The following is a 13,955-nucleotide window of genomic DNA, read 5'->3' on the forward strand; positions in this document are numbered from 1 at the left end:
ACGCTCTGTCCCGACAGTCTGATCCAGCCGAACGAAGGGGCCCGCCCGCCACGGGTGGTGCGGGCCCCCGTCCGTGGGTACCAAAGGAGTTCACCCATGATCGCCACACCACCCAGCCGTCGCACGTTCCTCGCGGGAGCCGGAGCGGCCGGAGCCGCCGCCCTGATGAGCGGATGCGTCACCTCCACCAGCTCCTCCGGAGGCAGCAGCGCATCCGGCGGCGGCCCGGTGACCCTCCAGTCGAACCTGTCCTCCCCGCAGGCCAAGGCGGCGATGCAGAAGCTCGTCGACGCCTTCGACAAGAAGGGCGGCGCGAAGGCGTCCCTCAACACCGTCGCGTCCGAGACCTTCCGCACCCAGCTGCCGACGTACCTCACCTCCGCGAACCCGCCGGACGTGCTGACCTGGTACCCCGGCTCCGTCGCCGACTCGTACGCCAAGCAGAAGCTGCTGCTCGACGTCAGCGACCTGTGGACCAGCGGCGACCTCGCCACCTACTCCGACGCCCAGAAGAAGCTCTGCACCGACTCGGAGGGCAAGAAGGTCTTCGTGCCCGCCTCCTACTACTGGTGGGGCGTCTTCTACCGGAAGTCGAACTTCGCCAAGTGGGGCGTGAAGGAGCCCAAGACCTGGGACGAGTTCATCGACCTGTGCGACAAGCTCAAGGCCAAGAAGGTCGCCCCCATCGGCCTCGGCGCCGGCAACGGCACCACCTGGGTGGCGTCCTCCTGGTTCGACTACCTCAACATCCGTATCAACGGGGCCCAGTACCACCGCGACCTGCTCGCGGGCAAGCACCGCTTCGACGACCCCGAGGTCCACAAGGTCTTCGACCGGTGGAGCGAGGCCCTGCCCTACTTCGACCCCAACGGCACCGCCCTGGCCTTCCAGGACGCCACCACCGCCCTCCTCCAGGGCCGCACGGGCATGATGCTGATCGGCACGTTCTTCGCCGACGCCGCCCCCAAGGACGCCCTCGACGACATCGACTTCTTCCGCTTCCCGATCATCGACCCGAAGGTGCCCGCCGCCGAGGAGGGCCCCACGGACGGGTACTTCGCCAGCGCCCGCACCCACCACCCGGACGACGTCAAGGAACTCATGCGGTACATGGCGACCGTCGAGGCCCAGGAGACCTACCTCAAGGGTTCCTCGGGCACCGCGATACCCGTCAACCCGAAGGCCAAGGACAGCGGTACGCCCCTGGTGAAGAAGGGCCGGGCGCTCATCGAGAACGCCTCCGACGTCACCCAGTTCTTCAACCGCGACTCCAGCGACGCGCTCCAGCCGTCCGCGGACACCGCGCTCACCCACTACCTGTCCAAGCCGAAGGAGATCAGCAGCATCCTCACCACGTGGCAGCGCGACGCGCAGAAGATCTGGAGCCAGTGACATGGCGCTCCTGACCGCGCCGGGCCGCCGCAGGGGGGCCACCCGGGTCCCGCCCGTGGTGCTGGCGTTCGTCCTCGTCCCGCTGCTCGCCGAGGCGTTCTGGGTGTTCTGGCCCGCCATCCAGGGCTTCTACCTCTCCCTCACCGACTGGAACGGCGTCGCCCCCGCGAAGTTCGTCGGCCTCGCGAACTTCCGCGAGATGTTCGGCGACAGTGTCTTTCGCACGGCGCTCCTCGACACCGTACTGTGGCTGGTCCTCTTCGGGGGACTGTCCATCGTCCTCGGGCTCGGCGCCGCCATGTTCCTCCAGCAGGAGCGCCGGGGCGTCGGGTTCTACCGGGCGGCACTGTTCCTGCCCGTCGTCTTCTCCCTGGTGGCCACCGCCCTGGTGTGGCAGGCGATGTACCAGCCGGACGGCCTCATCGACAAGACACTCGGCGGACTCGGCCTCGGCAGCTGGGAACACCCCTGGCTCGCCGACCAGTCCACCGCGCTGTACGCCGTGATCGTGCCCGCCCTGTGGCGCGAGATCGGCTACGTGATGGTGCTCTACCTCGCCGGCCTCAAGGGCATCGACCCCGCGCTGTACGAGGCGGCGAAGGTCGACGGAGCCAACCGCCGGCAGCTGTTCCGGCACATCACCCTGCCGCAGCTCAGCAGTGTCAACGCCGTCGTCGTCTCCGTCGTCATCATCGACTCGCTGCGCTCGTTCGACGTGGTGTGGGCGCTGACCCGGGGCGGCCCGTACCACTCCTCCGAACTGCTCAGCACCTACATGTACTCCACGGCCTTCCAGTCCCTGCGGCTCGGCTACGGATCCGCCCTCGCGGTCGTGATCTTCATCCTGGCCTTCGGGGTCATCGTCTCCTATCTCGTCCGCGCCTTCCGGGAGGCCGACTGATGACCGTCACCCACCCCACGGCGCCCGCCGTGGAGAAGGCGGCGCCCCCCGGGGCCCGCCCGCCGCACCGCGACCCGGTGGCACGCCGCCGCCGGGCCGGTACGGCCGGCTTCCACGCCGGAGCCGTGCTGCTGTCGGCGCTGTGGCTGCTGCCCGTCGCACTCGTCCTCGTCACGGCCACCCGGTCCTTCGACGACATCGCGGGCAACGGCCTCGGCGCCCTGCCGCACTCGTTCACCCTGGACGGCTTCGGCCAGGCGTGGACCGACGGCGGCCAGGCCAGGGCCCTGCTCAACAGCATCCTGATCACCGTCCCGAGCGTGCTGATCTCGCTGCTGCTCGCCTCCATGGCCGCGTTCGCGCTCAGCCGCTACAACCTGCCGCTGCGCCGCACGCTCCTGCTCGTCATGCTCGCGGGCAACCTGCTGCCCCCGCAGATCCTCCTCGTCCCGGTCTCCAGGCTCACCGAGATGCTGGGTCTGTACGACAGCCTCTACGCGGTCATCGGCGTCCAGGTCGGCTTCGGCGTCGGCTTCTACGTGTTCGTCCTGCACGGCTTCATGCGGTCCATCCCGCCCGAGATCCAGCAGGCGGCGGTGATCGACGGCGCGGGTCCCTGGACCATCTACAGCCGCATCGTGATGCCGCTCGCGAAGCCCGCGCTCGCCGCCTTGTGCGCCCTGTCGTTCACCTGGATCTTCAATGACCTGCTGTGGTCGATCACCGTGCTGCGCACCGACAGCAAGATGCCGATCACCGCGTCCCTCATCGGACTTCAGGGGCAGTACGTCTCGGACTGGAACGTGATCGCGGCGGGCTCGGTCATCGCGGCCGCGCCCACGGTGATCGTGTTCCTGCGGTTCCAGCGCCACTTCGTGGCAGGACTCAACCTCGGAGCAGTCAAGTGACCCCGCACGACCCCCAGCACGCGCAGGGCCCCCAGCATGCGCACGACCCTGAGCACCCGCACGACCTCCAGCACCCGCACGGTCCGGGGCACACCGCCCCGCAGGGGGACCCCGGCCACGGCCCGTGGGCCCTGCGCACCGACACCACCGTGTACGTCGTACGGCTCTCGCCCGACGGTCCCTGGCCCGAACTCGCGGCCTGGGGACCGGCCGGCGCCGAGAACGGCCCCTCGCCGCTCGACTGGTCCCACCGGACCCACTTCATCACCCCCGCCGACGTCGCGCCCGCCGAGTACATCCCGTACGGGCTGCGCCCCTTCACCGGCGCGGACCTCGTCGCCGGGCACCCGGGCGAGGAGCGCGGCACCTGGTGGACCTTCACCGGGGCCACCGCGGACGACGGCTCCACCGCGGACGACGGCGCTACCGGCGGGGGGCAGAGCCTCCGGCTCACCTTCACCGACGAACGCCTCGGCCTGGGCACCACCCTCGTCTACGAGACCGTGCCCGGCACCGACGTGATCCGGCGCAGGACCGAACACACCAACACGGGCGCGCGCGAACTGCGCCTGGAACGCTTCGACTCCGCAGCGGTCAACGTCCCGGTCACCGACGCGGCCCGTCTGAGCTACCTCACCGGCCAGTGGTCGCACGAGTTCCAGCTCACCCAACTCGAACTCGGGCGCGGACGCTTCGAGATGACCAGCACCCAGGGCGTGCCGGGCCACGCCTACGCGCCGTGGCTCGCCGTCCAGGAGGCCGCCGCCCCCGCCGAGGGGGACACCCCCACCTACGGGGTCGCCCTCGCCTGGTCCGGCAACTGGCACATCACCGCCGACGCCGAACCGGGCGGCGCCGTGCGCGTCCGGGCCGGGCGGCTGCCGCACGAGGGCGCGGTGCGCCTGGCCCCCGGCGCCACCCTCACCACTCCCTGGCTCGCCTGCGCGTTCAGCGCCCAGGGACTCGACGGACTGGCCCGCGTCTGGCACCGCTACGAACGCCGGCTCGCGGGCGACCGGCTGCACCGCACCCGCAAGGTCCTCTACAACTCCTGGGAGGCGACCGGGTTCGACGTCCACGCGGCCGGTCAGCTGGACCTCGCCCGCGCGGCCGCCGATCTGGGCGCCGAACTGTTCGTCGTCGACGACGGCTGGTTCCCCGGCCGCGACGACGACACGGGCGGCCTCGGCGACTGGACGCCCGACCCGGCCGCCTTCCCCGACGGGTTCGACCACTTCATCGGCGAAGTGCGCGCTCTCGGCATGGACTTCGGGCTCTGGGTGGAACCCGAGGCCGTCAGCCCCAGGTCGCAGTTGTACGCCCGCCACCCCGAATGGGCCTATCGCCTCGACGGCCGGCCGGCCACCCTCGTGCGCAACCAGCTCCTCCTCGACCTCGGCCGCGCCGACGTGCAGGACTTCGTGCTCGGAACACTCGACCGGCTTCTCGGCGCCCACGACATCAGCTACCTCAAGTGGGACATGAACCGGCCGCCCACCGAGCGCGGCCGGCCGGACGGCGGCCCCGCCGAGACCCAGGACCTCGACGCCGCCCATGTGGCGGGCTACCTCCGCGTCCTGGACCACCTCCGCTCCCGCCACCCCGGCGTCACCGTCGAGGGCTGCGCGGGCGGCGGCGGCCGCATCGAACACGACACCCTCGCCCGTACCGACGTCGTGTGGCCGAGTGACAACACCGCGCCGCTCGACCGGCTCGCCGTCCAGTACGGCTACCTCCACGCCCACGCCCCGCACACCATGAGCTCCTGGGTCACCGACGCGCCCGGCGTGTTCGACCCCCGGCCGCGCTCCCTCGCGTTCCGTTTCGTGACCGCCGCCGCCGGCGTCCTCGGCATCGGCGCCGACATCCTGCGCTGGAGCCCCGAACAGCTCGCGGAGGCCGCGGAGTGGATCGCCCGCTACAAGGAGGTCCGCGACACCGTCCACCACGGTGAGGCGCGCCTGCTCGGCGGCCCGGCGGACGCCACCTGCGGCATCCAGTACGACCACCCGGTCAGCGGCCGGATCGTCATCGCGGCCTGGAACACCGGCCCGCTCGACGGCGCGCCGCTCGTACCGGGCCGGCCCGCGAGGCTCCGCCTGCGCGGACTGGCCGACCCGGCGGCACGCTACCGTGACGCGAGGACTGGTGCCCTCTACAGCGGGGCCCATCTCGCTCACGCGGGGCTGCCGTTGGCGTGGACGGCCACGTACGACGCCGATCTCGTCGTGCTGGACCGGTGGTGAGCCCGTGCGCCGGGTGACCCCTCGCCCTGCGGCGGCTCCCCCCGCCGCGAGCGGCGCCCCCGGACCCGCGGGGCACCGTCACACCGACCCAGGCACCGCTCCGCCCGGAGCGGAGCGCCCCGAGGAGAGGACCCGTCCCATGCATCCCGCCGCACGCTTCACCGACCGTGTCGCCGTCGTGACCGGCGCGGCCTCCGGCATCGGCGCGGCCACCGCCCACCGTCTCGCGCAGGAGGGTGCGGCGGTCGTCCTCGTCGACGTCGCCGAGGAGCGCGGGCAGGCCGTCGCGGACGCCGTCACCGCCGACGGCGGACGAGCCCTGTTCGTCGCCGCCGACGTCGCCGATCCCGACGCGTGGGAGCGGGTCGCGTCCGCTGCCCACACCTACGGCCAGGTCGGCGTCCTCGTCAGCAACGCGTACACCGTCGACGTCGTGCCGGCCGGGGAGATGACGCTGGAGTCCTGGCAGCGCCAGCTCTCGGTGAACCTCACCGGCGGCTTCCTCGGCTTCCGCACCCTCCTGCCCGACCTGCGGGCCCAGCGCGGCGCAGTGGTCCTGACCTCGTCCGTCCACGCACACAAGGGCATCCCCGGGCACCCGGCGTACGCCGCGTCCAAGGGCGCGCTGCTCTCCCTCAGCGGGCAGCTCGCCGTGGAGTACGGGCCCGACATCCGCGTCAACGCGGTCCTGCCGGGGCCCATCCTGACCGCCGCCTGGGACCGCGTGCCCGAGGAGGACCGCGTCCGCAGCGTCGCGGAGACCGCGGCCCGCCGCTTCGGCACCCCCGAGGAGGTCGCCGCCGCGATCGCGTTCCTCGCCGCCGGGGAAGCGGGATACATCACCGGCGCGAGCCTCCTCGTCGACGGCGGCTGGAGCGTCGTCAAGGCATCCGCCTGACGCGCCCCGCCCCCGGGGCGGGTGGCAGGCACGAGAGCCTGGTGGCACGAGACCTGGTGACACGCACACGAGCGGTGATCCGTTCCCGCGTGGTGGCACCGCAACGAGCAGCAGAAAGGCAGAGAACGACATGACGCCATACGCGCGCCGCGGAGTGCACGGCCAGACCGTGGAGACACTCGCGCGGCGGGTCCTCAGCGGCGAGTTGCCCGAGGGAGCGGTGCTCGACCTCCCCGCGCTGCGGGACGAGCTGGACGTCAGTCTCACCGCCCTGCGCGAATCCCTGAAGGTCCTGGCCGCCAAGGGCATGGTCGACGCCCGCCAGAAGCGCGGCACGTTCGTCACCGCCCGTTCCGACTGGAACCTCCTCGACGCCGACGTGCTGCGCTGGCAGTTCGCCGGCAGCACGAACAGCGGCGCCGATCTCGCGCTCCTGCAGAACCTCGGTGAGGTCCGCGGCATCGTCGAGCCCGCCGCCGCCCGTCTCGCCGCGGTCCGCCGCGACGCCACGGACCTGGAAACGCTGGAGGCCGCGATCGACGCCATGGCCGCCGACACCGGCGGGCGTGCCGAGGCCGCCGTGGAGGCGGACCTCTCCTTCCACCGCGCCCTGCTGCGCGCCACCCACAACGAACTCCTCGAACGGATGGAGATGGTCATCGAGTCCGGGCTGGCGCACCGCGACGAGATCGTCCACTCCTCACCGCACGGCGAGGACCCGGTGCCCAGTCACCGGGCTGTCCTCGACGCCGTCCGCGACGGTGACGGCGACCGCGCGGAACGCGCGATGCGTGCTCTGCTCGACCAGGCCCTGCGCGACCTGCACAAGGTCCACGGCGACGCCGCGGCGCGCATCGCCCCCCCGACGAAGGGTGACGAGACCCGGTGAAGATCGTCCGTATCGAGACGTTCCTCGTTCCGCCGCGCTGGCTGTTCTGCCGGGTGGAGACGGACGACGGGCTCGTCGGCTGGGGCGAGCCCGTCGTCGAGGGCAGGGCGGAGGTCGTCCGGGCCGCCGTCGACGTCCTCGCCGAATACCTCATCGGCCAGGACCCGTTGCGCATCGAGGACCACTGGCAGGTGATGACCAAGGGCGGCTTCTACCGGGGTGGCCCGGTGCTCTCCAGCGCCGTGGCCGGCCTCGACCAGGCCCTCTGGGACATCGCGGGCAAGGCGTACGAGGCACCTGTGCACGCCCTCCTCGGCGGCCCGGTCCGCGACCGTGTCCGCGTCTACGCGTGGGTCGGCGGCGACGACCCTTCCCACATCAACGAGGAGGTGGCCGCGCAGGTCGAGGCCGGTTTCACCGCGGTGAAGATGAACGCGGCGGGACGCACCTCCCCGATGGTCAGCGCCGCCGAGACGGCGGGTGTCGTCGCGCGCGTCGCCGCCGCCCGCGAGGCGCTCGGCCCGGACCGGGACGTCGCGGTCGACTTCCACGGCCGCTTCACCCCTGCCGGCGCCCGCCGGGTCCTCGCCGAACTGGGCCCTCTGCACCCGCTGTTCGCGGAGGAACCGCTGCTGCCCGAGCACGGCCACGCGCTGCCCGCGCTCGTCGCCGCGAGCCCGGTACCCATCGCGACCGGCGAACGGCTCTACGGACGGGCCGAGTTCCTGCCGGCGCTCGCCGCGGGCATCGCGGTCGCCCAGCCGGACCTGTCGCACGCGGGCGGCATCTCGGAGGTGCACCGCATCGCGTCCCTCGCAGACGTGTACGGCGCGCAGCTCGCACCGCACTGCCCGCTCGGCCCCGTGGCGCTTGCCGCCAGCCTCCAGATAGCCTTCTGCACCCCCAACTTCCTCATCCAGGAGCAGAGCCGGGGCATCCACTACAACAAGGACGCCGACCTGCTGTCGTACCTCGTCGACACCGAACCCTTCCGCTTCGAGGAGGGACACGCCCGGCGCACCACGACACCCGGCCTGGGCATCACCGTGGACGAGAGTGCCGTACGGGCCGCCGACCGGGCGGGCCACGCCTGGCGCAACCCCGTGTGGCGGCACGCAGACGGGTCGTTCGCGGAATGGTGAGCGATCCGGCGGCAGGGCCGGCGGGTCCCCGTATCACCGCCGATCTCGGACACGGCGGACGCTGGACCTCGCTCGTGGCGCACGGCCGCGACTGGCTCTGGCACCGCACGGACCCGGCCAGGGCGGGCGTCCGCCCCGGCGACGCGTTCGCCGACGCGGGCGGCCTGGAGGAGTGCGTACCGACGGTGCGCGGGGCGCCCGACCACGGTGACGCCTGGTCGCGGCCCTGGCGGCCCGACGGCCCGGGAGCGTACGTCGAGTGCCCCGACTTCCGACTCGACCGGCGCATCGGTACGGGGGACGCCGAGACCGTCGTGGACTACCGGCTGAGCGCACGGGCCGGATACCGCTTCGTCTGGGCGGCCCACGCACTGCTCGACCTGTCCGAGGAGGCGCACATCGAGATCGCACCCGGCACCCCGCTGCGGCTCTACCCGGACGAGGGCCCTGCCTGGAGCGCGGGCCGCTGGCCCCTGGCGGGCGGCGTCCCGCTCGACCGGCTCGGGCCGTCCGACGGCACCGCGCTCGGTGCCGTGATCGAGACGCCGGAAGCGACCGTGCACGACGGCGCCGACCGTCTCACGCTGCGGATCGAGGCGGACGGCGCACCTGTGGCGGTCGCGCTCTGGCGAAATCTGGGAGGCTTCCCGCGCGAGGCCCCGTACCGTTCCGTCGGCGTGGAGCCGATGCTCGGCCGGGTCTTCGACCGGGAGGGAGCCGAGGACGGTGACACCGCCTGCGTGCCAGGGACCGGGGAACTGCGCTGGCGACTGACCGTCACAGCACTCCGGCGCGGTGACGGCGCGAGTCCCTAGGAACCGGCGGGCCCGGGGCCGCCCGGAGGCGGCAGTCGAGTGGCGGACAGCCGCGCGCACCAGCGACCGGCGGGCCGCTGGGCCCGTCGGCCCGACCGGCCACCGGCCCCCGCCGCGCCGAAGCGAGCCCCTCGACCGTCCGCACCGACCCCGCCGCGTCAAGACATCACGCCACGTCAAGACATCCCGCCGCGTCAGGCGCCCCGGCGCCCTTGCCGTACCGACCGCGCGGCCCACGACCGACCCGGAGCCACCGCCCGCGAGGCACCCCTGCGCGCGGCGCCGCCAGGGAACCGCCGTCCGCCGCTCCGTCCGACCGCCACGAGCCCTGCCCCTCTGCCCCCGTCCCCGCCCCAGCCCCAGCCCTAAGGAAGCGCCGAAGTGGACCTGTTGAACGCGCTGCGCAGTCATCGCCTCCTCGCCATCGTCCGGGGCAGCGACCCCGACGCCTCCCTCTCCGCGGTGCTCGCCCTCGTCGACGAGGGCGTGCATCTCATAGAGGTCTCCCTCTCCGGCCGGGACGCGCTCGACGTCATCTCCCGCGCGCGCGAGGCTCTCGGACCCGGCGTGGCGCTCGGCGCGGGCACGGTACTGAGCGCGCAGGACGCGCGAGCGGCGCACCGGGCGGGCGCCGGCTTCGTGGTGACCCCAGGCCTCGGCGACGGCGTACGGGCCGCACGCGACCTGGATCTGCCGGTGCTCGCCGGGGTCATGACGCCCACCGAGATCATCGCGGCGGGGGCCCTCGGAGCGACCGCGCTCAAGCTGTTCCCCGCCGCGGACGCGGGAGGTCCCGGTTACCTCAAGGCCCTCTCTGGCCCGTTCCCCGGCCTGCCGGTCGTTCCCGTCGGAGGAGTGGACGCCGAGGCGGCCCGTGCCTACCTCGCCGGGGGAGCCGTGGCGGTCGGCGTCGGCTCGCCCCTCCTGGGGGACGCCGCCGACGGCGGGGACCTGGCCGCGCTGCGCACCCGCGCCCGCGCCTTCCTGGATGTCGTCCGGGAGTCCGCCGCGTCCAGGGCGGCCCGTTGACCGCGCCGGTGCCACCGCTCCCGCCGGACGGTGACGGACCGGTGGTGTGCCTCGGAGAGACCATGGCGGCCATGGCGCCCGAACCCGTCGGCGCCCTCGACACGGCGGACCTGCTGCGGGTCGACGTCGCCGGGGCCGAGTCCAACGTCGCGCTCTACCTCGCCGACCACGGCATACCGGCGCGCTGGGTGTCGGCGGTCGGTGACGACCCGTTCGGCCGGCTGATCGTGCGCCGGGTCGGGACCGCGGGTGTGGACGTGTCGGGCGTGCGGACCGACTCCATGCGCCCGACCGGACTGCTGTTCAAGGACCCCGGCCCGCTCGCCACCCGTGTCCACTACTACCGGGGCGCTTCGGCCGCCGCCGCCCTCGGTCCCGAGATCCTCTCCGACGCGTGCCTGCGCGGCGCCCGGCTGCTGCACCTGACCGGCATCACGCCCGCCCTGTCCGCGTCCTGCCGCGACCTGGTGGAGAAGGCGCTGTCCGCCGACCGGCCCTGGCCCGTCAGTTTCGACGTCAACCACCGCCCCGCCCTGTGGGCCGGCGCGGCCGAACCCGCCGCCGACGTCCTGCGCGCCCTCGCCGACCGCGCCGACATCGTCTTCGTCGGCCTGGACGAGGCCCGTGACCTGTGGGGCGCGCAGCTCACCGAGGCCGGTGTGCGCGCCCTGCTGCCGCGTCCCCGCACGCTCGTCGTCAAGGACGGCGCCCACACGGCCACCGCCTTCACCGGCGAGGCCCGCCACACCGTCCCCGCGCCCCGCGTCGACGTCGTGGAACCCGTCGGAGCGGGCGACGCGTTCGCCGCCGGATACCTGGCGGGGCTGCTGCGCGGCGACGACCCCGTACGCGCGCTGCGCCGCGGTCACCTCACCGCGTCCTCCGCGCTGCGCGTCACCGGGGACCACGGCGCACTGCCGCCGCCGGAGACCGTGGACCGGCTGCTGGCCGCCGACCCGGCGACCTGGTCCGCCCACTGACCGGTCGCATCCGGCCCGCCGCGGTCCCTTCCCTGACGGCACTCCCCGAACCGAGCCCCGGAGCAGCCGAGCCGGCCCGCGGCCCTCCGGAGGCATCGTCCCGACGCCTTCCGGTGATCCCCGAGGAGAGGGTTCCCGAAGCGACCTGCAGGGCCACGGACCACCGCACGACGCCATCCGCACGTCATATCCGCCGAGGAGGAACATCCCCCATGACCTCTCACGATCCCCTGACGCCGGAACACCGCCCGCACCAGCCGCAGCGTCCCAGCCGTCGAGGCTTCCTCGCCGCCGCGGGCCTCGGTGCCCTCGCGGGGGCGGGCCTTCCCGTCTTCACCGCGTCCGCCGCCGAACCGCACCGCCCGGCGGCCGACCCCCGCGTGCCCGAGGACCGGACCCTGGAGCTGTGGTACCCGGGGCCCGCCGACTCCGCCAACATGATCCAGACGGCTCTCCCCGTCGGCAACGGCCGTCTCGGCGCCCTCGTCGGCGGCGACCCGGCGGCGGACCTCCTCTGCATCACCGACGGCACGATGTGGACGGGCGGCCTCAATGACACGCTCGACGCTGACGGGCAATTCCCGTACGAGAGAGTCCAGTTCGGGTCGCTGACGCAGCTCGCCCATGTCACGGTCGCGGTTCCCGCCCACAGCGCCGACCGGATCAGCGGATACCGGCGCGCCCTGGACCTCAGCAACGGCGTCGCCACCGCCTCGTACACGCTCGACAATGTGACGTACCGCCGTGAGACGTTCGCGAGCCACCCGGACAACGTGGTCGTCCTGGCCCTGACCCAGAGCGGCGGCGGCACGTACACCGGCACCGTCGACCTCGCGGGCACGCACGGCGAGAGCGTCACCGCGACCGCGGCGGCAGCGAGTTCCGCGAACGGTGCGCGCGTGACCGGCACACAAGCGGCCGGGGCGGGCCCGTTGCTGGCCTTCGCGGCATCCTTCGACAACGCTCTCTCCTACGCCGGCGCCGTCACCGCTACCGCCACGCACGGCACTGTCGAGATCACCGGCACCCGCGTGACCTTCACCGACTGCGCCGACCTCACCGTCGTGTTCGGCGGCGGCACCGACTACGCCCCCGACCCGGACCACGGCTACCGTGACCCGTCGGCGCACCCCGCCGACCTCGCCGCGCATACGGCCCACGCGGCCGCGCGCCACCCGGCTTCCGTTCTGCGTGCCACCCATGTGGCAGACCACCGGCGGCTGTTCGAGAGCCTGTCGCTCTCGCTCGGGACATCGGACGCACATCAGCGGGCCCTCGACACCCCGAGTCGTCTCGCCGCCCGCGCGGCGGCCGGCGCCGCACCCGACCCGGAACTGGAGTCCTCCTACTTCCACTTCGGCCGCTACCTGCTGGTCGCCGGGTCGCGCGACAGTGTTCCGCTCGGCCTCCAGGGCCTCTGGCTCGACGGCAACGACCCGGACTGGATGGGCGACTACCACACCGACATCAACGTCGAGATGAACTACTGGCTGCCCGACCGGGCCGGCCTGCCCGCGTCCTTCGACGCCTTCACCGACTACTGCCTGAGCCAGCTGCCGTCCTGGACCGACGTGACGGGCAGGACCTTCAACGACTCCCGCAACCGGTTCCGCAACTCGACCGGAAAGGTCGCGGGCTGGGCCGTCGCCTTCTCGACGAACATCCACGGCGGCTCCGGCTGGTGGTGGCATCCCGCGGCCAACGCCTGGCTGGCCAACACCCTCTTCGACCACTACGCGTACACCCAGGACACCCGCACCCTCGCCAGGATCTACCCCCTGCTGAAGGGCGCCTGCGAGTTCTGGGAGTCCCGGCTCATCACCACCACGGTCGACGACCCAGCGAGCCCCGGCGGCACGCGCGAGGTCCTCGTCGACGACAAGGACTGGTCGCCCGAGCAGGGGCCGCAGGACGCCGTCGGCAACACGTACGCGCAGGAACTCGTGTGGGCACTGTTCGGCAACTACGCCACCGCGACCCGGGTCCTGGGCCGGGACCGCGCCTACGCCCGTACCGTCGCGGGCCTCCGCGACCGCCTCTACCTCCCGGTCGTCAGCCCGACGACGGGCTGGCTGGAGGAGTGGATGTCCCCGGACAACCTCGGCGAGGACCAGCACCGCCACCTCTCGCCCCTGATCGGCCTGTTCCCGGGCGACCGTATACGTCCCGGTGAGACGTCCGAGGCCGTCCTCACCGGCGTACGCAACCTGCTCACCGCCCGGGGCATGGACAGCTACGGGTGGGCCAACGCCTGGCGCGCCCTGTGCTGGGCACGGCTGGGGGAGGCCGAGACGGCGTACCAGCTCATCGCCACCAACCTCCGTCCCTCCGAGGGCAACAGCAACGGCACCGCACCCAACCTGTTCGACATCTACCAGGTCGACGCGGGCCGCAGCATCTTCCAGATCGACGCGAACTTCGGTACACCCGCGGCGATCACCGAGATGCTCGTCCGGTCGAGGCCCGGGCAGGTCGACCTGCTGCCTGCCCTGCCCGGGGCGTGGGCGGCGTCCGGGCACATCAACGGCGTGGGTGTACGAGGCGGTTTCGTACTCGACCTCAGTTGGCGGGACGGCCGTGTCGTCACAGCGGTACTCCGCAGCGTCGGCGGGCGTACGACGACGGTGAGCGCGCACGGACGGTCCCGGACGGTACGGCTCGCCCCCGGCGCCTCGGTGCCCCTGCACGGGCTCGGCGACCGCTCCTGACGCGCCGCTCCTGACGCGCCGCCGTCGTAGCCCCGCCGCCGCGGCAC

At 73.0% G+C, this 13,955-nt stretch carries 11 protein-coding genes; all 11 read left to right on the top strand.

Annotation, left to right across the window (positions count from 1 at the left end; genetic code table 11):
• The first annotated feature begins 96 nt into the window (after positions 1–96).
• Positions 97–1,392 (top strand): ABC transporter substrate-binding protein, encoded by a 1,296-nt coding sequence (locus OG310_RS34270; RefSeq protein WP_329459738.1) that lies wholly within the window; start codon positions 97–99, stop codon positions 1,390–1,392.
• A 1-nt stretch (position 1,393) separates the two neighbouring features.
• A complete protein-coding gene (locus tag OG310_RS34275) occupies positions 1,394–2,293 on the top strand; it encodes a carbohydrate ABC transporter permease (protein ID WP_329459739.1) in 900 nt (299 codons plus the stop codon).
• Positions 2,293–3,201 (top strand): carbohydrate ABC transporter permease, encoded by a 909-nt coding sequence (locus tag OG310_RS34280; RefSeq protein WP_329459740.1) that lies wholly within the window; start codon positions 2,293–2,295, stop codon positions 3,199–3,201. The genes OG310_RS34275 and OG310_RS34280 overlap by 1 nt, the downstream gene beginning before the upstream one ends.
• A 149-nt stretch (positions 3,202–3,350) precedes the next feature.
• The gene (locus OG310_RS34285) at positions 3,351–5,447 is read left to right on the top strand and encodes an alpha-galactosidase (protein ID WP_329460514.1); all 2,097 of its coding nucleotides are present in this window, start codon (positions 3,351–3,353) and stop codon (positions 5,445–5,447) included.
• Between the two features lie 139 nt (positions 5,448–5,586).
• On the top strand, positions 5,587–6,345 hold the full coding sequence (locus tag OG310_RS34290; RefSeq protein ID WP_329459741.1) for an SDR family NAD(P)-dependent oxidoreductase: 759 nt from the start codon (positions 5,587–5,589) through the stop codon (positions 6,343–6,345).
• A 130-nt stretch (positions 6,346–6,475) separates the two neighbouring features.
• A complete protein-coding gene (locus OG310_RS34295; protein WP_329459742.1) occupies positions 6,476–7,234 on the top strand; it encodes a FadR/GntR family transcriptional regulator in 759 nt (252 codons plus the stop codon).
• A complete protein-coding gene (dgoD, locus tag OG310_RS34300) occupies positions 7,231–8,376 on the top strand; it encodes a galactonate dehydratase (RefSeq protein WP_329459743.1) in 1,146 nt (381 codons plus the stop codon). The genes OG310_RS34295 and dgoD overlap by 4 nt, the downstream gene beginning before the upstream one ends.
• The gene (locus OG310_RS34305; RefSeq protein WP_329459744.1) at positions 8,370–9,191 is read left to right on the top strand and encodes a hypothetical protein; all 822 of its coding nucleotides are present in this window, start codon (positions 8,370–8,372) and stop codon (positions 9,189–9,191) included. Before dgoD ends, OG310_RS34305 begins: the two co-directional genes overlap by 7 nt.
• Positions 9,192–9,572: 381 nt before the next feature.
• Entirely contained in the window at positions 9,573–10,220 is a 648-nt protein-coding gene (locus OG310_RS34310; protein ID WP_329459745.1) for a bifunctional 4-hydroxy-2-oxoglutarate aldolase/2-dehydro-3-deoxy-phosphogluconate aldolase, read from the top strand.
• Between the two features lie 8 nt (positions 10,221–10,228).
• The gene (locus OG310_RS34315; RefSeq protein WP_329460515.1) at positions 10,229–11,200 is read left to right on the top strand and encodes a sugar kinase; all 972 of its coding nucleotides are present in this window, start codon (positions 10,229–10,231) and stop codon (positions 11,198–11,200) included.
• 212 nt (positions 11,201–11,412) lie between these two features.
• The gene (locus OG310_RS34320) at positions 11,413–13,908 is read left to right on the top strand and encodes a glycosyl hydrolase family 95 catalytic domain-containing protein (protein ID WP_329459746.1); all 2,496 of its coding nucleotides are present in this window, start codon (positions 11,413–11,415) and stop codon (positions 13,906–13,908) included.
• Positions 13,909–13,955: the final 47 nt, after the last annotated feature.

This window comes from Streptomyces sp. NBC_01497 (assembly GCF_036250695.1).
In the GTDB taxonomy this organism is placed as follows: Bacteria; Actinomycetota; Actinomycetes; order Streptomycetales; family Streptomycetaceae; genus Streptomyces.